We start from the raw sequence: 17632 nt of genomic DNA on the forward strand, positions 1-17632 counted from the left end.
CAGCTGGCAGAAAAGGGGCGCGGCAAGGCGCCCCTTTTTGCATCGGCACGGAGGACAGACGGTGCCGCCGCGTCAGTCTGGACGATCCGCAGGAAGCGTTTCTTCCGGGCCTACGCCTTCCCGTTTTTCCAGCTCCTCACCATTGTGAACCAGCCGGGTCATCCAGGGCAGGGGATTGCGCAGGGCAAAATGGGCCATGCAGGCGCTCTCGGCCTCGGCCAGCAAACCCTGCACCACGGCCTGTGCCTCCGGGCTTTCGATCAGGACATGGCTCTCTATGCCTTCGCATTCACCCTGCGTCTGGTGACCAAGCTGGCGCATGGTCGAGAGATTGGTCTTGAACCGGATGCGCTGCTCGATCTTCATCGCGGTGACCTCGATCTTGCGGGCCGTCAGGATATCCGTGAGGTGGGTCAGCAGGCAGAATGCAATCCCGGCAGAGAAATAGGCCAGCGGCGGCGGGGCGGTGTCGTCACCGACCGGTGTCTGTTCGTCGCAATAGAGCCGGGCTGGACTAAAGCCGGGAATATTGACCTCGACCACGCCGCTCTTTTTCTGTCGCTCATGGGCTTCCGCGACGACATTGACCTCGAAATGGAGCGGGTCGGGCACCCGTGCCTTGCGGAAAGGGTTGGGCTGGAATTGTGTGATTTGCGGGCGGTCGACGCCCCGTTCTCCGACCTTGAATTCGGTTTGATCACGCATCGCGCGCTCCATCAGTTGCTCGCGAAGGAATTAGCATCTGCGGGGCGGTGAAAATCCCCGAAATCTCCATCTGGCTTGCGATATGTGGCGATATCCGCAACATATGTCGCTCGAAATGGAGGTTTCCGCCGTGACCCTTGATTCTGCCGATCGTCGAATCCTGTCCGTCCTGCAAAGAGAGGGGCGGATTCCAATGGTAGAGCTGGCGCGCCGGGTCAATCAGAGCGAGACCACCTGCCTGCGACGGGTGCGCAGTCTCGAGGAGGCCGGGATCATCGCCGGCTACCGCGCCGAGCTCGCCCGGCAGGCGACCGGATTTGCGGTGATGGCCTTCATCCAGGTCAGTCTCGACCAACGGGTCGAAGCCGTAAGCGACGTGTTCAAGACGGCGGTCCTGGAGGAGGATTGGGTGCTGGAATGCCACTCGGTCGCCGGCAGCTATGACCATTTGCTCAAAGTCGTCGCGCCGGACAATGAATCGCTGGCGCAATTCGTCCTGAAGCGTCTTGCGGTCTATGAGAGTGTCCGCGATTTCCGCACGGTTATCGTTCTCGATACGGTCAAGGAGGACCGGGTCTTGCCGGTCGGTCTGGACCCGGCCAGCGGCCGCCAGGGACGTGGCCCGGGGAAACGGCCGCAATTGTAGACCGGGCAGCCGGCTTGCGTGTGGTCGATCTGCGATTTCGCACCGCAGCACGCCTTTCGATGGACCCGGTCTGCGGGCGCCGTTAACCTTTTCGCTTCTGGGGTGAATCACCGTGCAAGGACCGCGTTGATTTGCTTTGTGTCGCGCAGGGGAGACGCGTGATGGCATTGGGACGCACATCAGAGGTCATGATCGCCGGGCTGATCGCGCTCGGCGGAATCTCATGGGTGCTGACTCAGCCGGGCGAGGCGTCATCAGGTTGGGCCTCCTCCTCGCAGATGATCCGGGAGCAGATGGTCACGGAAGGCGATGTGCGCCCCCTGTCGCCCGAAGCGGCCCGCGTCGCGCTGTCGGCGCTGGCGTTGAGCGATGACCCGTTCACCGGCAATCCGCTTGCCGGCCTGACGCCGACGGGCGGTAGTCGGATCGATCTCGGCGACGCCGGGGTGATCCAAGTCGCCTTGCTCGACGATGACCGTCCAGACGTGGCGCACCAGTTGTTTGCGGCCCGCGCCGATGGCTATTCTCCGGTCGTGCTCGATCGGGGCCCGCGTGAGACCACGATTGCCGTGGCTTATGAGCGCGCCTTTGAAACTGTCGGGGCCGGGCAGGAGCTCGATGTCAGTTTCACGCCGCGCGCCGCTGTCAGTGTCGGACCGGACGGCTCGGCCGCCGGTGCCGGTGCCGAGGTCCGGATCGGTCAGTATCTCAATAATCGACAGGCCGAGAGCCCGGCCTGGTATGTCTTCGCCGGGGCGGACCGCCGGACCCTTCTTTATGACCCCGGCTCCGGTGTCGACTTCCAGAACGCCATGTATCTGACCCAGCGCGAAGTGGTCGGGGATGCCCAGGCCGGCATTGCCATGCGCATGGGCGATGCGGATCTGTCACTGGCCTGGGTCCGCCGCGAATATCGCCATGTTGCGGGTGTCCGCACATTCGATGAGGCCGATGAATTCGGTGCCGTCACGGTGAATTGGCGCTGGTAGTCTTTGACCCGGCCTCCCGACCGGTCGGCATAGTCGCCCGCGACAGAAATCGTGATGTGGCCAAGTCTGCCCATTGCCTCGAGAATCGGGCAGTTTCCACAGTCCCGGTCAGCCAGGCCTGATCAAGCTGTAGACGTTTTGGAAACCACGAACACAATATGTTGTGTTTGCCGCATTGATTCGGGCGCGCGCCACATTGGCTGCGAGCGCCAAGCAGGAGTACTGAAACCATGACCATCGCCACCGAGAACCTGCCGGGCCTCCTGACCACCTCCCATTCCTACAAGCCGTTCCGCTATCCGTGGGCCTATGACTTCTGGAAGAAGCAGCAGCAGGTCCACTGGATGCCGGAAGAGGTGCCGCTGGGCGAGGACTGCAAGGATTGGGCGACCAAGCTCAATGATGGCGAGCGCAACCTGCTGACCCAGATTTTCCGTTTTTTCACCCAGTCCGATGTCGAGGTGAACGACAATTACATGGAGCGCTACAGCCGCGTCTTCCGCCCGACCGAGGTGAAGATGATGCTGGCCTCCTTCTCCAACATGGAGACCATCCATATTGCCGCCTACGCGCTCCTGCTGGAGACGATCGGCATGCCGGACAGCGAATTCTCGGCCTTCATGGAATACCAGGCCATGGCCGACAAGCATGACTACATGCAGCGTTTCGGCGTCGAGGACGAAGCCGACATCCTGCGCACCGTGGCGATGTTCGGGGCCTTCACCGAAGGCCTGCAGCTGTTTGCCTCCTTTGCGATGCTGATGAATTTCCCGCGCTTCAACAAGATGAAGGGCATGGGTCAGATCGTGACCTGGTCGATCCGCGATGAGAGCCTGCACTGTGAGGGCATGATCAAGCTCTTCCACGCCTTCGCCGAGGAGACCGGGGCCCTGACCCAGGAGGTCAAGGACGACATCACCGAGTGCTGCCGCACCGTGGTCGGCCTGGAAGACAAATTCATCGATCTGGCCTTTGAGGCCGGCGACGTCGAAGGCATGACGCCGGACGATATCAAGCGCTATATCCGCTACATCGCCGACTGGCGCCTCGGCCAGCTCGGCCTGCCCAAGATTTATGGCGTCAAGGAGCACCCGCTCCCCTGGCTCTCGGAAATCCTCAACGGTGTCGAGCACGCCAACTTCTTTGAAGCCCGCGCCACTGAATATTCCAAGGGCGCCACCAAGGGCGACTGGCACGGCGATGAAGGCGTGTGGGGCATGTTCGACAAGATGAAGACGGAGACGCTGGACGAGCCGGCGGAGTAGGGAGATCGGCGTTCCAATGGTTCGCGGTCCTCACCTTTGCGGCGATCGGGTGGCCGCTCATGATCGGCGGGGCGTTTTGGAACCAGGGCGGCGTTCACACCTCTGACGACGTCTTTTATCTGGGCTGGGCCATCGTCGTCGAAATAGCTGTGGTGATCGGCGCCCGTTTTGCGTGGCAGAAGCTGGAATAAATCCCGCGCGTCGCGCCTTTCCCCAAACCAATCCCCCCATCATTTTTCCCGGACGCGCATCAGCGCGATCCGGGACCAACGGGCGACTCATCGCTCGCCAGCCTGGCCTGTCGGTCCCGGCTCTGCGCCCCGCTTTTGCGGGGCTTCGGCCGGGAGAAATGTGTGTGGTGAAGAGGCGATGGGCGTGGCGTCCCGGCATGGGGTCATGGCCGGTATCCTCCCACACCAATCCCCCCCATCATTTTTCCCGGACGCGCGTCAGCGCGATCCGGGACCAGCTGGAGACTCATCGCTTGCCAGCCCGGTCCGTCGGTCCCGGCCCTGCGTCCCGCTTTCGCGGGCCTCCGGCCGGGAAAAATGGAGATCTGGTGCCTGGTTGATGAGTGCGTTGAGCAGCAAGGCCGGTGGCGGCGACCGTCCGGCGAGCGTCTCACGGGCCAGCCTCTCTCCGCCTCAGCCTGTCTCCTCCCTGTCCGAATTGTCATTTGAAATCCCGCCGTCGCCAGATTTATGTAGGTGCCTACGTAATTGGGAAATCACATGTCCGGTGACTTTGTTGACCAGCTCGGCTCGGCCGTTCTGCCGCACCATGTGCGGCGGCTCATGGATGCCCTGATCGTGGATGCGGACAGGGTGGCGGATCGTTTCGGTCTCACCATCCCGCACCGGTGTTGCTCCACCGTTCTTCTCCTCGACCAGGAGGGGCCGATCGGGGTGATGCGGGTGGCCGAGCAGCTCGGTCTGTCCCATCCCGTCATCATTGATTTTGCCCGAACCCTCAAACAGCTCGGCTTCCTGGAAGAGACCGTGTCGCCGCAAGATCGCCGTGTCCGTCAGCTCGCTCTCAACGCAGCCGGGCAGGATGAAGCCGACCGCGTGCGGCGCCTGCATGCGGAACTGGCGCGCCAGCATGATGCGCTTTGCGCGGAAGCCGGCATCGACCTTGTCGCCGCCAGCCGCACCCTGCAGGCCTCGCTGCGTCAAACCCCATTGCTCGACCGTGTCGAGCGCGCCGAAAAGGATATGCACCATGAAGTGGACTAGCTTGATCCCGACCGCCGCTGCCTGTCTCGCCCTGGTCGCGCCTGCCGTGCAGGCCGATGATGCGCCGGACTGGCAGACGGGTGTCCTCGCGGCTGCCGCCGACCTGCTGGAGCCGGGCTATATCTATGAAGATCGAGCGCACGAGCTGGCCGCCTTCCTGCGCGAAGACCCCGATCGCTATGCCCATATCGTTGACCCCGACACGTTTGCCCGAGCGGTCACGGCCGATTTCCACGCGATGGTCCAGGATGCCCATTTGCGCGTCTTCCATGATCCTGAGGTGGTGGTCGAAGCGACCCCCGAGACCCCTGACCGCCGTTCGGCCTGTGCGAGTGGCACGGTCGACCATGACATTCTCGCCGACAATGTTGGCTATATGCGGGTTCCCAGCTTCAGGGGTGATGAGAGCTATGTGGCGGGCGTTGACGCTGCCTTCGCGGCCCTCGCCGAAACCGACGCGCTTGTTCTCGACCTCCGCAATAATTGCGGCGGCGGGCCGCATATTGTCCGCCACATCTCGACCTATCTCTTCGCCGATCTCACCCATCTTGCCAGCACCGAGATGCGTGGCCACCCGGTCCGCGAGCGCTGGACCTATGATGATGTTCCTGGCGCGCGTTATCTTGATCGCCCGGTCCTGGTGCTCACCAATGGGCGGACTTTTTCGGCGGCCGAGAGCTTCACCTTCGGCCTCAAGGCCACGGGGCGCGTCCTCACCGTCGGTGAACGGACAGGCGGCGGCGGTCATTTTGGCGGAACCGAACGGTTATCCCCCGACTTCACGCTCTTCATTCCGGTCGGTCGAACATTTGACCCGCGTACCGGTGAAGGCTGGGAAGCCGAAGGTATCGAGCCGGATCTCCCGGCCGTCAGTGACAACGCGCTAGACGCGGCCCTCACCTGGCTCGCGGATCGCTGATTGGCCTGTTCGGGATGGGGCTCGGCCCGTCACGGGACCCCCGCCATCCGGGCGGTACGCCACTGGCGCGGGGTCTGGCCCGTCACGCTCTTGAAGGCGGTATAGAAGGTCGAGCGCGAATTGAAGCCGACTTCCAGCGCGATGGTCAGCACGGTGTTCTCGCCGGCGAGGATGTGGGGCAGAGATGCCTCGATCCGGCAGCGATTGACGTAATCGAAAAAGGTGGTGTCCAGCGTCTGGTTGAGGACTTGTGACACCAGATTGGCGGGTACCGCGACCGCCTTGGCCAGCTTCGGCAGGGACAGGTTGGCGTCGAGATGAAGCGCATCCTTGGCCATGACAGCCTCGATTCGTGCGGCGATGCGGGCGGCGTGTTCCGGGTCGAGGGCGGACTTGCGATACTTCGCCGGTTCATGGGTGTCTGCGTCTTCGCCGGCCGGGTCCGCCGACCTCGGGCCCGCCAGCGCCAGGCCCGGATATTGCGACAAGCCGCGGGCGGCGAGCATCGCCGTGAGTCCCATGATGACAAGGCTGCCGAAAACCGGTGGGATAGACAGGTCGGCGACCAGATTGTCCCAGACAAGGAGGGCCATGATGGCCAGCCAGACAATGATGACCGCCTGTATCATCACCCGTAGCCAGGCCAGCTCCCGGCGTTCGGTGTTGGAAAACCGGTCGTGCAGGGCGCGCCGGTAGGCCTGCAACCGGGTCAGGATGCGCCAGACATAAACCGCAGACACCACATTCCAGCCCAGTACCAGGACGAACACGCCAAGCACCGCCAACGCGGCGTGCAGACCATCCGGCAACTCGCCGGTTGCCAGGATTGTGGTGACGCTCTGCACCGGCAGTGTCCAGATCAGCACGGCGTTGGAAAACGCCAGCACCGGGCCTGCCAGATGCCAGGCCGACATTGACCGAGGCTCGCCTCCGTCCTGTCGTGTCAGAGCCCGGACATAACCCCAGAACAACGGCGGAAGTGCGTACAGACCGACCAGAATCAGGCCGGCCATCAGCGCCAGGCCCTCGGGCCGGATAGCGACGATCACCGGGCTGATGGCGAGGGTGGCCAGCGTGCCAAACAAGCCTGCCAACCAATTGCGCGGGACCTCACCGGACTGACCGGTCAGGACAATCATGACGCATAGAAGCGCCTGGCCGGCGGCGGCCGAAGCCAGAATGAGGGGTAGCAGGTCGGTGACGGCAGGTGCGTGCATGTTGGCGATCGATCTCTGCCTCGTGCTGCTTGTCCGGTGTCCGCGCCTGCAGGGATGGGCGCGAGAGATAACGCGCGTGGCCAGAATGCCACCATCGTTCTCTGACACAGCCAATATCGGGAATCCAGCATGCCATCCGAATTGCTCACACTGCTCCACATCCTGTCCGGCACGGCCTGTGTCGGCGCCGGTGGAGTCGCGTTCCTCGCGCCCAAGGGCAAGCCGCTGCATCGGGCCGCTGGCACGGTCTTCCTGGTCTCGATGCTGGCGACAGCACTCTCCGGCGCGGTGATCGGCATCCTGGAACCGGGCCGCTTGCTGATTACGGCCTTCGCCGGGCTGCTGGCTGCCTATCTGGTTCTGACCGGATGGCGTACGGCGCGATGGACGACCCTGCGACCCGGCGGCTTCGAGTGGGTCGCGCTGACCGCCATCCTCGCGGGCACGATTGGATTGTCGACCCTGGGCGCCCTGGCGCTGCAATCGGAGGCTGGCAGGTTTCTGGGCTTCGCCGCCGAGGACTATCTGATGCTGGCCGTGATGTCGGCCTTGGGTGCGGTCGCCGACCTGACGCTTCTGGCGCGCGGACTTGTGTCGCGGCCCCATCGCATCGCGCGGCACCTCTGGCGCATGGGGCTGGCCTACTTCATCGCGGTCGGGTCTTTCTTCACCGGGCCGGGCGCCCGGGTCTTTCCCGAGGCGTTGCGGGAGAGCGGACTGCTGTCCGCGCCTGAGGGGCTGACCGCCTTGCTGATCCTGGTGTTTCTTGTCCGGACCCTAGCCAAGCGGCCGCGCCGCCACCCGGGAGCGGCGTCATGAGCAGCGCCATCAGCGGTCTGCCGCTCGTCGGACAGCTCCATTTCCTCGTCGGCGTGATCTGTCTTCTTGCTGGCGCCACAGCCTTCATGGTCCGCAAGGGCCGCCAGCCCCATCGCCTGGCCGGGCGGGTCTTTGCCGTCTGCATGCTGCTGCTCTGTACCAGCGGCCTGTCTATGAGCCTGTCGCGCTCAATCCTGTTCACCGCCTTCCTCGCCCTGTTGGCCGGTCATGCCGTGACGACCGGCTGGATGGCCGCCGCCCGGATCACCGGCCGGGCCGAGCAGATGGCCGCCGGTCTGATCTCCCTGGTCGCCCTGGCAGCGCTCGGCTCCGGCCTTGTCGTCGCCAATCTGCCCACGGGCACATTGAACGACTTGCCGCCGGTGGCCTTTTACAGCCTTGGCGGCGTGGCGCTCTGGATTGCGGGCATCGACATCCTGGCGCTTCGGCGCGGGCCTGCGGATGACCGCCAACGGCTGACCCGGCATATCTGGCGTATGGGCTTTGCCCTCTTCATCGCCAGCTTCATCTTCTTCTTCGGCAATAACAACGTGCTACCGCCCGTCCTGCGCTCACCGATCGCGCTCCTCGCGCCGGTCCTGACGGTCATCGGCCTGACGCTGTATGCGAGTTTGAGGATGCGCTTTCGCCGCCGCCCCGCGTTTCCATCCAGGATGAAAACGCAGGGACGGGGTGAGAAGGCCGGTTAGATCACAGCCTCACCGGCGGGTTCGCGCATGTTGTAGCTCGACGCCATGACGCGGCCATAGGCGCCGCCATTGCCGATCAGGATGACATCGCCTTCCTGTGTTTCCGGCATCAGGCGTTGGGCCCCCAGACGGTCGGCGGTCTCGCAGATCGGGCCGACAATGTCGGCGACATAAGCGGGTGCGTCGTCGAGGCGGGTCAGATTGACGATCTCGTGGCGGGCGCCGTAGAGGGCCGGACGGATGAGCGAGTTCATGCCGGTATTGATGCCGACAAAACGCGCATCCGGCGTGTGTTTGAGCTGGGTCACGCGGGCCAGCAGCACGCCGGATTCGGCCGAGATATAGCGGCCCGGCTCGATCCAGAGCTGGTAATTCGGATGCGCCGTCTTGAGGTCGGTGAGGACCTGGTCGAGCGCATCCATGTCGATCCGGCGCACGCCGGAGGCTTCATCGACCGAGAGGCCGCCGCCCAGATCGAGAATTTCGACGTCCGGCATGTCGCGGGCTGTGTCCACCAGGAAGAGGCCAACCCGGCGCCAGTGATCGGGATCGGAAATGCCCGAGCCTGAGTGCACGTGCAGACCGTTGATGATGGCGCCAGCCCTGGCGGCCAGCGTCTTGGCTTCGGCCAGCTCGTCGGCATGCAGGCCGAATTTGGCTTCCGGCCCGGCGGTGCGGACATGCTTGTGATGGCCTTCCGGGCGCTGGGGATTGATCCGCAATGTGATCTTGCGGCCCTTGAAAATCTCCGGCCAGGCGCGCAGCGGGTGCAGGCCGTCCAGGGTGAGGTGGACGCCCATCTCCAGCGCTTCGGCATATTCCGCTCTTGGCGCGAAATTCGGGGTGAAGAGGATGCGGTCGACGGGCAGGTCGGGCACAGCCCTCAGGGCGGCCATGACCTCATTGATCGAGACGCATTCCACGCCCAGCCCGGCTTCGACCGCGGTGCGGATCATGTCGGGATGGCCATTGGCCTTCATCGCATACCAGCCGCGATCCAGCCCCTTGAGGCCGGCGACGGCGGAGGCGCGCGCCTTCACGGTCTCGAGATCATAGACATAGGTCGCGCCATCGACCGGGCAGAGATCGAGCAGTGCCTGGCGCTTGGCGCGCCACCAGGTGCCGGTGCCGGGCGGGGCGGTCTCGGTCAGATTCTCACCGATCTCGCGCCAGGACGGCCCGAAAGTCTTGTCCATCGGCCGCGGCTGGATGAGCTGGTCGTGCAGGCGACGGCAGAGCGGCTTGCCCTGGTCGCCATCGACGACAACGGTGAGGTTGAGATCGTTGGCGGCCTGCGAGACGAGGCGGACCGGATAATGGGCGAAGGCCTCCATGGCCGGCCCGAACTGGGCCAGGAGGGCGCGCACACCGCGTCCGACCAGGCTGACGGCCGCGCAATTCTCGATGATCTCCACGCGCGCAATCGCAGCGAGATCATCCTCCAGCGCGCCAAGCACATCCGGGGTCAGACCCGGATCATCATCCAGCGACACCGTGACCGAAGTCTCCGAGGTCGAGACCAGGTCGATCGACACGCCATGGCGGGAGAAGGGCTCGAACGCCTTGGCGAGGAAGCCCGAGGCGCGCCACATGCCGTCTGTCTCCAGCGTGATCAGGCGGACGCCCTGCTTCACGGAAACCGCCTTGAGACGCGGCGCGTCTTCCGACGGGGTTTCCGAGATCACCGTGCCGGACAGGTCCGGGCGGTGGGTGCACAGGACCTGCATTTCGATCCCGGCCTTGCGGACCGGCGAGATTGCACGCGGGTGCAACACGCCGGCGCCCATGGAGGCGAGCTCCTGGGCCTCGGCATAGGCGAGCGAGCGGATCTGGCGGGCCGCGCCGGTGAGGCGCGGATCGGCCGAGAAAAAGCCGGGGACATCGGTCCAGATTTCCAGACGCTCGGCGGCCAGCTTGGCCGCGAAGTAGCTGGCGGAGGTGTCAGATCCACCGCGACCGAGCAGGGCCGTGTCGCCATCCTCGCGCCGGGCGATGAAGCCCTGGGTGACAATGACCGGCGGCAGGTCGGCGCACAGGCGTTGCAGCGCGTCGTCCGCCTCGTGCTCGCAGTCCACAGCGAGATAGCCGCGCGCGCCGGAGGCGGGCAGGGCGGCGAGTTGGTCGCGGGCATCGAGCCAGATCGAGTCCAGTCCGCCATGGGCCAGCCAGGCCTGGCCGAGGCGGGTCGCCATCAGCTCGCCCTGGGCCATGATACGGGCCTTGAGGCGCGGACTGGCATCTCCGGTCAGCGCCAATCCGGCCCGCAGACGCGTCAGGGCCTCGAAATGGGGCGCCAGCAGGGCGTCGCCATTCACACCGAGCTCGGCGGCGAGTTCCAGGTGGCGCGTCTTGATCGCGGCCAGCTCGTCCTCGCCGGCGCCACTGACAGCCTTCTCGACCAGCGTGTCGAGCAGGTTGGAGATCGTGGCGATGGCGGAATGGACGACGAAGACGCGTTTGCCTTCCGCGCGCACGGCTTCAATCCGTTTGGAGATCACACGCCAATCAGCCAGCGATTTAACGCTGGTGCCGCCAAATTTCAGGACGACCCAATTTTGCGCATGTTCCATGTTGAATTCTCCGTTTCGCAGCCCTTGCAGGGCAACGCGCGTGCATATCCGCTCGCGCGCCGCTAGCCAACGCCTGAATACGATTGTCGTGCGGATTTGGCAGCCTGCATTTCCGGGAAGCGGCTTTGCCCTTTATCCGGGCGGGAAAATCGGGCATGAGAACGGCGATGAAAAAAGACTATAAGGTTGCAAGAACACCCGCTGAAGCGGTGGAGCAGCTCGAAGCGCTCTACCAATCGTCCGTTGAACGCCTCCAGACCGCGTTGAAATCCTTCCTTGATGGCGGACCGCCGCCATCCCATGACGACCGCCAGGCTGGGGCGTTTGTCTATCCCGAACTGCGTGTGACCTATGAGCCGGACGGCCCGCCGCCACCGGTCAGTCGTGCCTTCGGAAAATTCACCGATACCGGGCTTTATGCCTCGACCATCACCAAGCCGGCCCTTTTTGCCGATTATCTGATCGAGCAGCTGACCCTGCTGGCCGACCAGTATGAGATTACCATCGAGACCGGGCCGTCAGAGACGGAAATCCCGTTCTCCTATGTGCTCGACGGGGCGGACGATCTGGACATGGACGCGGCCTCGCCGGCCGAGCTGGTCCGTCATTTCCCCTATGCCGACCTGTCCAAGGTCAATGATGACCTGCCCAACGGCTTGAAAGTGATGCAGCAGGGCGCGGTGAAACCGCTCTCCCTGTTCGAGGCGCCGCGGGTCGATTATTCGCTGCAGCGGCTGCGCCACTACACCGGCACGCCCTATGAAGACACGCAGCAATTCATCCTTTTCACCAATTACCACCGCTATGTCGACGCCTTCACCGCCTGGGCCATCCGCCAGTTGAAGGAAGACAATCACTACGAGGCCTTCTCGGCCGCGGGCAATGTCCGCGTTGATGCCGATACGCCGAACGCCCATGCCGTGGTCGAGGGCGCGCCCTGGCGCCGCTTCCAGATGCCGGCCTATCATTTGATCGCCCCGGGCGGTCGCGGCATCACGCTGGTCAATATCGGTGTTGGCCCGTCGAACGCGAAGACGATCACCGACCATCTCGCTGTTTTGCGCCCGCAATGCTGGCTGATGATCGGCCATTGTGGTGGCCTGCGTCACTCGCAGCGCCTCGGCGATTATGTGCTGGCCCACGCCTATCTGCGCTATGATGCGGTGCTGGATGAGGACATGCCGGTGGAAGTCCCGATCCCGCCGATCGCGGAGATCCAGATCGCGCTGGAACAGGGCGTGGCCTCGGTCTCCGGCGATAGCGGCGAAACCCTGAAGTCACGCCTGCGCACCGGGACAGTCGCCACCTATGCCGACCGAAACTGGGAGCTGCGCTATGCGGCCCAGGCCAAGCGGATCAACCAGTCCCGCGCCATCGCCGTGGACATGGAATCGGCGACGATTGCCGCCAATGGCCTGCGTCTGCGGGTGCCCTACGGCACGCTGCTCTGCGTCTCGGACAAGCCGCTGCATGGCGAACTGAAACTGCCGGGTGCTGCCAACCTCTTCTACCAGCGCTCGGTCTCCGAACACCTTGCGGCCGGGATCGAGACAGTGGAAATCCTGAAGCGGGATGAGGGCGCAGCCCTGCATTCGCGCAAGCTGCGAAGCTTCGACGAGCCGCCATTCCGGTAGGGGGGGACGGGGTCGGGATCGCGCCCCACGGCGCCCACCGGCCCTTGAACCCCTTGAGCTCAAGACCCGGATACGGCCCGCTGGCTGACGAGCAATCCACGGACAAATCCGCGCCGGGCGAGGTCCCGTCAGGAAGGACGCCCGGTTTGGGTTGGCCCGACGCGCGCCTTGCCTGTCCTGTTGTTGTCCGCGCGCAAGTCTGGCTAGTGTGGGGCAAACAACCCGGGACCCGCTCATGTCGACGACCTCCACCCTGTCCCTGCCATCCTGGTTCGGCCGTGCCCTTGTCGAGGGCGTGTTGATCGTTTTTGCGGTGGTGCTCGGTTTCATTGCCAATGAATGGCGCGAAGATGTGGCCGACCGGCGTGCGGCCGATGCGGCGATGGTGCGGGTGGTCGCCGAGATCGAGACGAATATCGCCGCGCTCCAGAACGTGGTCGGCTATCACGAAGCTGTCGTCGAGCGGATCGGCGCGCGGCTGGCGGCGATCGAGGCCGGTGAGGCGCCGGCGGACGGGATTCTGTTCGACGCCGTGATTGCCGTGATGGATCGCGGCGTGAACGCGCCCGGCCTGTCCAGCTTTGCCTGGGAACACGCCCAGCAGCACGGTCGGCTCGATACCTTGCCCTATGAACGGGTCGCGGCCGTGGCCCGGGTCTATGAAATGCAGGGCAATGGCGTGAGTGCCACCTGGCGCCAGATTGTCGAGCTGCTCTTTGCGGGACCGGAAATCATGCGCGCGGAAGACCTGCGCCCCAGCCTGCGCTTCACCCAGATCGGCTTTGCCGAGCTGGCCTCGCAGGAACGGTTCCTGATCAGCCAGTATGAGCGCCTTCTGTTGGAAATGGGCGAGGGCGCGGACGAGACGCAAGAGTGATCCGTCGGTGACGTATTCAGCCGTGGACGGAAATTGTCGGGCTGCAGCCTTGCCGTCGGGCAGGTGATTGCGTACCTCCGATGCATGACTCGCATCACACCGCTCGAAGGCGTCCACAATTTCCGGCATTTCCACGGCTATGAAGGCCTTGACGGTGCGCGTGTGAAGGACGGGCTTTATCGCTCCGGACATTTCTCGCGTGCCAGCGAGATGGATTGGGATCATATCGGCGGGCTGGGCATCCAGGTCGTTGCCGATCTGCGCAAGCCGCGCGAGCGCTCCAATGAGCCCTCCAACTGGCCCGAGCCGATCGCCCCGCGCGTGCTGGCGTCGGACAAGGGCGATAGCGGCGAGCCGCCGCATCTGCGCTTTCTACGCCTGGGCGTGCATACGCCGGAGGGCGTGCATGACTACATGCTGTCCGCCTATCGCCGCATCCCGATGGAGAGCGGCAATCAGGATGTTTATCGCGACTCCTATCGCGCGCTGGCGACGGGCGATGCAGAGCGTGGTTTCCTGGTCCATTGCGCGGCCGGCAAGGACCGGACCGGGATTTTCTGCGCGCTCATTCTCGACGAGCTCGGTGTCGATCGCGACGAGGTGATTGCCGATTATGAGATGACCAATGAGGCGGTCGATTTCGACGCCATCATCCCGCGTATCCGCGAACGCATCCAGGCCGAGCATGGCCAGGCCATGGCACCGGAGATGATGCGTATCTTCCTGGGCGTTGACGGCGATTATCTGCGTCAGGCCTTCGAGACGATGGGCGGTGTGGATCATTATGTGCGCGAGCATCTCGGCATTACCGAGGATGAGCGGGCGGCCCTGCGGGCGCGCTGGCTGACCGGCTAGGCCTTTCGCCCCATGGCTGGACCGATCCATCAGCATCGCCTCCCATGGCAGAACCCGATTGATGTGTTCGCACCCTGGGCGCAATCGCCTCATGCCCTCCTCCTGCATGACGGTCGGCATGGTCGGTCGCGGATCTTTGTGGCGCCCGATGACATGGCGAGCGGTGCGGACCGGGACGCTTTCGATGCCTTTGCCGCGCGCGGCCGGCAGGATGGCGGACTCTGGGCCGGGCTGTTCGGCTATGATCTTGCTGCCGCCTTCGAGCGCCTGCCCCATCTCGATCCGCGCTGGCCGCCGCTCGCCGTGGCGCGTTATCCGGCCTGGATCGAGTTCGACCTTGAGGCCCGGCACGTCGAGATCAAGGGCGTTGAAAAGGACGCCGTCGCCGCCCTGCTCACCGCCGTCCGCCAGTCAGGCCCGGCGTCGGAAATGCCGAAGACGGATGGAGCGGCGAGCTGGCAGCCGCGCTGGTCGCGCGATCAGTATCTCGCCGCAGCCGGGCGCGCGCGCGACTATGTTCATGCCGGCGACGTGTTCCAGGTCAATCTCTCCCAGGCCTTCGACGTGACGCTGGACCCGGACGATCATCCCTATGCCGTCTTCCGGCGCCTGGCCGAGCAATCCCCGGCCCCGCATGCGGCCTATCTCTGCCTCGATCCCGATCACATCGTGATGACCAATTCGCCCGAACGCTTCCTCCGGGTTTCATCCGGTCATGTCGAGGCGCGGCCGATCAAGGGGACACGGCGGCGCTCTGCCGACCCTGTCGAGGACCAGCGCCTGTCCGCGGAATTGTCGGCAAGCGCCAAGGACCGGGCGGAAAACCTGATGATCGTCGATCTGATGCGCAATGACCTGTCCCGGGTTTGCGCGCCGGGCTCTGTATCGGTGCCTGTGCTGTGCGAGATCGAGTCCTATGCCAATGTCCATCATCTGGTTTCGGTGGTGGAGGGCGATCTGGCCGCGGGCTGTGACGTGTTTGATCTCCTGGCTGCGAGCTTCCCGCCCGGCTCCATCACCGGCGCGCCCAAGGTGCGGGCGATGGAAATTATCTCGGAACTCGAAGGCGAACCGCGCGGGGCCTATTGCGGCGCGCTGGGCTGGATTGACAGTGAGGGCGGCGATATGGACCTCAATGTGATGATCCGCACGGCCGCGCTGCGCCGTGACGCGGCGGGCTGGCGCGCCAGTTTGCGCTCCGGCGGCGGGATTGTCGCCGACAGCGAGCCGGTGTCGGAATATGAGGAAACACTGACCAAGGTCTCGGCCCTGCGCCGGGCTCTGGGAGCGGATGCGGAATGAGCGGAATTGCTTTCAAGGATGGCGACTGGATCGAGACAGCCCGCACCGGCTGGGGCCTCGAGGATCGCGGCGGCCTCCTGGGCGATGGCCTGTTCGAGACGCTGCATGTGATCAAGGGCAAGGCGGTCCGCTTTGACCGCCACATGGCGCGGCTGGCGCGCAGCGCGAGCGAGCTGGGACTGCCTGGTCCACGCGATGCCGACGGGATTGCCGCATTGATCGGCGAACTGGCCGCCCGCAATGCTCTGAAAGATGCCGTCGTCCGCCTGACCCTGACCGCAGGTGCCGGGCCGCGCGGGCTTGAACGACCGGAAGAACTGGTGCCGTCACTGACCCTGACCGCGGCGCCGCGCAAGGCCCCGCCGGCCAGTGTCGCGCTCTCCCTCAGCGAGATCCGCCGCTCACCGGCCAGCCTGACCGCACGCCACAAGACGCTGTCCTACATGGACAATGTCCAGGCCCGGCGGCAGGCACGCGGGCAGGGTGCCGACATGGCGCTCCTGACCGATACGCGCGGCAATCTGTCGGGCGGGGATTGTGCCAATCTGTTCTGGCTGACGGGCGGGGAGGTGTTCACGCCGGCCACGGCTTGCGGGGTGCTGGCCGGAACCGTGCGGGCGGAAATTCTCGATTCCATGCCGGTCGAGGCCGGGGCGTTTCCGGTCGACATGCTGGTGGGGGCGGATGCGGTCTTCGTGACCAATGCGGTCTTTGGCGCCGTGCCGGTCACCACGCTGGACGGGCGCCCTGTGGGGTCGGGCGAATTGCCGGCGAAGATCGCTGCGATCTTCGCCTGATCAGCCGCGCGAGACGACGATCGATCGGCGCGGGCGCAGATAGAAAATTTCGGAAATGTCGAACTGGCTGACGCCGAGTTCGCCGAACATGGTGTCGTACTGGTAGTCGACCTCGACCATGATGACCGAGCGATTGGGTTCCAGAACGCCGCCGGGGATGGAGATCGAGCTGCCTTCGGAATAGGGCGCCATGCCGGTGGCGTCCGACCACTGGACCTCCACCGAGCCATCGGAATCCATCATCACCGAGGTGATGCGGATCTCGAGCGGAGTCGGGTCGAAGGGGGCCACGATGACGGTGCCGGCATTGAGAATGTCGCCGATCTCGTCATCCGTGATCACATCGTCCTGCGCGACCAGATCGGCGAGGGCACTGGAGATGGAGGTGATCTTGCGGTCGATCGACAGCGCCAGGCTGATCTCGACCGATCCCAGATAAAGCAGGATCATGAAGGGCGCGATCAAGGCGAACTCCACCGCGGTGACACCACGATGATCACCGGCCAAGCGGCGCAGGGTGCGGGCGAGCGATTTAATCATCGAAGGGCTCGTTTCGGAACACGGTCGCCGCGGTGATCAGACGCTGATTATTTTCCATGTTTGACAGGGCGCCACCGAAATTCGGCGTCATCAGCGACCAGCGGTAGAAGACCCGCACCAGGACAATGTCGCCGGCATCGCCGGGATCCCAGCCGAAATCGCCGGTATTCAGCGAGCCATCGGCCGCGACCGGGCTCGACTGATCGACATTGTCGAAGTCTTCAAAGACTTGCACGTCGATCTCCAGATTGTCGCAATCGGCCACAACGGAGATGAGGTCGCAGACTTCCTGGCGGAAACCGGCTTGTGACATGCCGCCGGTCTGGGCTTCGCCGGTGCGTATCTTGCGGGCAGCTTCAAGCACGGCGTTCTCCAGCACCGTTCCGGTAAAGAAGACGGCCGCGATCTCGATCATCGCGAAGAGCAAGAAGAAAAACGGGGCCGCAATCATCGCGAACTCGACTGCCGTTGCGCCATCTTCGGCACGGCAAAAGCGGGCAATGCGCGTGGCTTGCCGCTTGTCTGTCGGTTCTTGAGACGCGCTGGTCATCG

The 17632-nt window shown here is 64.4% G+C and carries 18 protein-coding genes; 13 read left to right on the top strand and 5 right to left on the bottom strand.

Going from position 1 to position 17632, the window contains the following annotated elements; translation table 11 throughout:
* Positions 1-72: 72 nt before the first annotated feature.
* Entirely contained in the window at positions 73-705 is a 633-nt protein-coding gene (locus tag JXQ94_RS11850; RefSeq protein WP_421924005.1) for an OsmC-related (seleno)protein, read from the bottom strand.
* 103 nt (positions 706-808) lie between these two features.
* Here JXQ94_RS11850 and JXQ94_RS11855 point away from each other — a divergent pair, with 103 nt between their 5' ends.
* From JXQ94_RS11855 to JXQ94_RS11880, 6 genes are all read left to right on the top strand, one after another.
* The gene (locus JXQ94_RS11855; RefSeq protein WP_421924006.1) at positions 809-1351 is read left to right on the top strand and encodes an Lrp/AsnC family transcriptional regulator; all 543 of its coding nucleotides are present in this window, start codon (positions 809-811) and stop codon (positions 1349-1351) included.
* Between the two features lie 161 nt (positions 1352-1512).
* On the top strand, positions 1513-2340 hold the full coding sequence (locus JXQ94_RS11860) for a lipid A-modifier LpxR family protein (protein ID WP_421924007.1): 828 nt from the start codon (positions 1513-1515) through the stop codon (positions 2338-2340).
* 230 nt (positions 2341-2570) lie between these two features.
* Positions 2571-3605, top strand: a complete 1035-nt coding sequence (locus JXQ94_RS11865) for a ribonucleotide-diphosphate reductase subunit beta (protein WP_421924008.1) — start codon at positions 2571-2573, stop codon at positions 3603-3605.
* A 59-nt stretch (positions 3606-3664) separates the two neighbouring features.
* Entirely contained in the window at positions 3665-3796 is a 132-nt protein-coding gene (locus tag JXQ94_RS11870; RefSeq protein WP_421924009.1) for a hypothetical protein, read from the top strand.
* A 540-nt stretch (positions 3797-4336) separates the two neighbouring features.
* Positions 4337-4840: a MarR family winged helix-turn-helix transcriptional regulator gene (locus tag JXQ94_RS11875; protein WP_421924010.1), complete on the top strand. Its 504-nt coding sequence runs from the start codon at positions 4337-4339 to the stop codon at positions 4838-4840.
* The gene (locus tag JXQ94_RS11880) at positions 4827-5759 is read left to right on the top strand and encodes a S41 family peptidase (protein WP_421924011.1); all 933 of its coding nucleotides are present in this window, start codon (positions 4827-4829) and stop codon (positions 5757-5759) included. Before JXQ94_RS11875 ends, JXQ94_RS11880 begins: the two co-directional genes overlap by 14 nt.
* 29 nt (positions 5760-5788) lie before the next feature.
* On the opposite strand, the gene JXQ94_RS11885 is transcribed toward JXQ94_RS11880, so the two are convergent.
* Positions 5789-6976 carry a helix-turn-helix domain-containing protein gene (locus tag JXQ94_RS11885; protein ID WP_421924012.1) on the bottom strand — a complete coding sequence of 396 codons (1188 nt, stop codon included), beginning with the start codon at positions 6974-6976 and terminating at the stop codon, positions 5789-5791.
* Positions 6977-7105: 129 nt separating this feature from the next.
* On the opposite strand from JXQ94_RS11885, the gene JXQ94_RS11890 reads away from it, so the two are divergent.
* Together JXQ94_RS11890 and JXQ94_RS11895 are read left to right on the top strand one after the other, a co-directional pair.
* On the top strand, positions 7106-7795 hold the full coding sequence (locus tag JXQ94_RS11890) for a hypothetical protein (protein WP_421924013.1): 690 nt from the start codon (positions 7106-7108) through the stop codon (positions 7793-7795).
* On the top strand, positions 7792-8505 hold the full coding sequence (locus JXQ94_RS11895) for a hypothetical protein (protein ID WP_421924014.1): 714 nt from the start codon (positions 7792-7794) through the stop codon (positions 8503-8505). Before JXQ94_RS11890 ends, JXQ94_RS11895 begins: the two co-directional genes overlap by 4 nt.
* Here the strand turns inward: JXQ94_RS11895 and JXQ94_RS11900 are convergent.
* Positions 8502-11075: a bifunctional aspartate kinase/diaminopimelate decarboxylase gene (locus JXQ94_RS11900; protein WP_421924015.1), complete on the bottom strand. Its 2574-nt coding sequence runs from the start codon at positions 11073-11075 to the stop codon at positions 8502-8504. The genes JXQ94_RS11895 and JXQ94_RS11900 overlap by 4 nt on opposite strands.
* 167 nt (positions 11076-11242) lie before the next feature.
* Here JXQ94_RS11900 and JXQ94_RS11905 point away from each other — a divergent pair, with 167 nt between their 5' ends.
* From JXQ94_RS11905 to JXQ94_RS11925, 5 genes are all read left to right on the top strand, one after another.
* Positions 11243-12709, top strand: a complete 1467-nt coding sequence (locus tag JXQ94_RS11905) for an AMP nucleosidase (RefSeq protein WP_421924016.1) — start codon at positions 11243-11245, stop codon at positions 12707-12709.
* A 235-nt stretch (positions 12710-12944) separates the two neighbouring features.
* Positions 12945-13586 (top strand): hypothetical protein, encoded by a 642-nt coding sequence (locus JXQ94_RS11910; RefSeq protein ID WP_421924017.1) that lies wholly within the window; start codon positions 12945-12947, stop codon positions 13584-13586.
* Positions 13587-13670: 84 nt separating this feature from the next.
* Positions 13671-14441, top strand: coding sequence for a tyrosine-protein phosphatase (locus JXQ94_RS11915; RefSeq protein WP_421924018.1), 771 nt, complete (start codon positions 13671-13673; stop codon positions 14439-14441).
* Positions 14442-14453: 12 nt separating this feature from the next.
* On the top strand, positions 14454-15743 hold the full coding sequence (gene pabB / locus JXQ94_RS11920; protein WP_421924019.1) for an aminodeoxychorismate synthase component I: 1290 nt from the start codon (positions 14454-14456) through the stop codon (positions 15741-15743).
* A complete protein-coding gene (locus JXQ94_RS11925; RefSeq protein WP_421924020.1) occupies positions 15740-16540 on the top strand; it encodes an aminotransferase class IV in 801 nt (266 codons plus the stop codon). The genes pabB and JXQ94_RS11925 overlap by 4 nt, the downstream gene beginning before the upstream one ends.
* On the opposite strand, the gene JXQ94_RS11930 is transcribed toward JXQ94_RS11925, so the two are convergent.
* Both JXQ94_RS11930 and JXQ94_RS11935 read right to left on the bottom strand, forming a co-directional pair.
* Positions 16541-17080: a TadE/TadG family type IV pilus assembly protein gene (locus JXQ94_RS11930; protein ID WP_421924021.1), complete on the bottom strand. Its 540-nt coding sequence runs from the start codon at positions 17078-17080 to the stop codon at positions 16541-16543.
* Entirely contained in the window at positions 17073-17630 is a 558-nt protein-coding gene (locus tag JXQ94_RS11935; protein ID WP_421924022.1) for a TadE/TadG family type IV pilus assembly protein, read from the bottom strand. The genes JXQ94_RS11930 and JXQ94_RS11935 overlap by 8 nt, the downstream gene beginning before the upstream one ends.
* Positions 17631-17632: the final 2 nt, after the last annotated feature.

This window comes from Maricaulis maris (assembly GCF_049116555.1).
GTDB classification, from domain to species: Bacteria; Pseudomonadota; Alphaproteobacteria; order Caulobacterales; family Maricaulaceae; genus Maricaulis; species Maricaulis maris_C.

What these genes read in the sequence shown, in the direction of transcription:
- JXQ94_RS11905 (WP_421924016.1), top strand. Translation starts at nt 11,243, where the DNA reads ATGAAAAAAGACTATAAGGTTGCAAGAACACCCGCTGAAGCGGTGGAG.
- JXQ94_RS11875 (WP_421924010.1), top strand. Translation starts at nt 4,337, where the DNA reads ATGTCCGGTGACTTTGTTGACCAGCTCGGCTCGGCCGTTCTGCCGCAC.
- JXQ94_RS11885 (WP_421924012.1), bottom strand. Translation starts at nt 6,976, where the DNA reads ATGCACGCACCTGCCGTCACCGACCTGCTACCCCTCATTCTGGCTTCG.
- JXQ94_RS11880 (WP_421924011.1), top strand. Translation starts at nt 4,827, where the DNA reads ATGAAGTGGACTAGCTTGATCCCGACCGCCGCTGCCTGTCTCGCCCTG.
- JXQ94_RS11930 (WP_421924021.1), bottom strand. Translation starts at nt 17,080, where the DNA reads ATGATTAAATCGCTCGCCCGCACCCTGCGCCGCTTGGCCGGTGATCAT.
- JXQ94_RS11860 (WP_421924007.1), top strand. Translation starts at nt 1,513, where the DNA reads ATGGCATTGGGACGCACATCAGAGGTCATGATCGCCGGGCTGATCGCG.
- JXQ94_RS11865 (WP_421924008.1), top strand. Translation starts at nt 2,571, where the DNA reads ATGACCATCGCCACCGAGAACCTGCCGGGCCTCCTGACCACCTCCCAT.
- JXQ94_RS11910 (WP_421924017.1), top strand. Translation starts at nt 12,945, where the DNA reads ATGTCGACGACCTCCACCCTGTCCCTGCCATCCTGGTTCGGCCGTGCC.
- JXQ94_RS11935 (WP_421924022.1), bottom strand. Translation starts at nt 17,630, where the DNA reads ATGACCAGCGCGTCTCAAGAACCGACAGACAAGCGGCAAGCCACGCGC.
- JXQ94_RS11915 (WP_421924018.1), top strand. Translation starts at nt 13,671, where the DNA reads ATGACTCGCATCACACCGCTCGAAGGCGTCCACAATTTCCGGCATTTC.
- JXQ94_RS11870 (WP_421924009.1), top strand. Translation starts at nt 3,665, where the DNA reads ATGATCGGCGGGGCGTTTTGGAACCAGGGCGGCGTTCACACCTCTGAC.
- JXQ94_RS11890 (WP_421924013.1), top strand. Translation starts at nt 7,106, where the DNA reads ATGCCATCCGAATTGCTCACACTGCTCCACATCCTGTCCGGCACGGCC.
- JXQ94_RS11855 (WP_421924006.1), top strand. Translation starts at nt 809, where the DNA reads ATGTCGCTCGAAATGGAGGTTTCCGCCGTGACCCTTGATTCTGCCGAT.
- JXQ94_RS11850 (WP_421924005.1), bottom strand. Translation starts at nt 705, where the DNA reads ATGCGTGATCAAACCGAATTCAAGGTCGGAGAACGGGGCGTCGACCGC.
- pabB (WP_421924019.1), top strand. Translation starts at nt 14,454, where the DNA reads ATGGCTGGACCGATCCATCAGCATCGCCTCCCATGGCAGAACCCGATT.
- JXQ94_RS11895 (WP_421924014.1), top strand. Translation starts at nt 7,792, where the DNA reads ATGAGCAGCGCCATCAGCGGTCTGCCGCTCGTCGGACAGCTCCATTTC.
- JXQ94_RS11925 (WP_421924020.1), top strand. Translation starts at nt 15,740, where the DNA reads ATGAGCGGAATTGCTTTCAAGGATGGCGACTGGATCGAGACAGCCCGC.
- JXQ94_RS11900 (WP_421924015.1), bottom strand. Translation starts at nt 11,075, where the DNA reads ATGGAACATGCGCAAAATTGGGTCGTCCTGAAATTTGGCGGCACCAGC.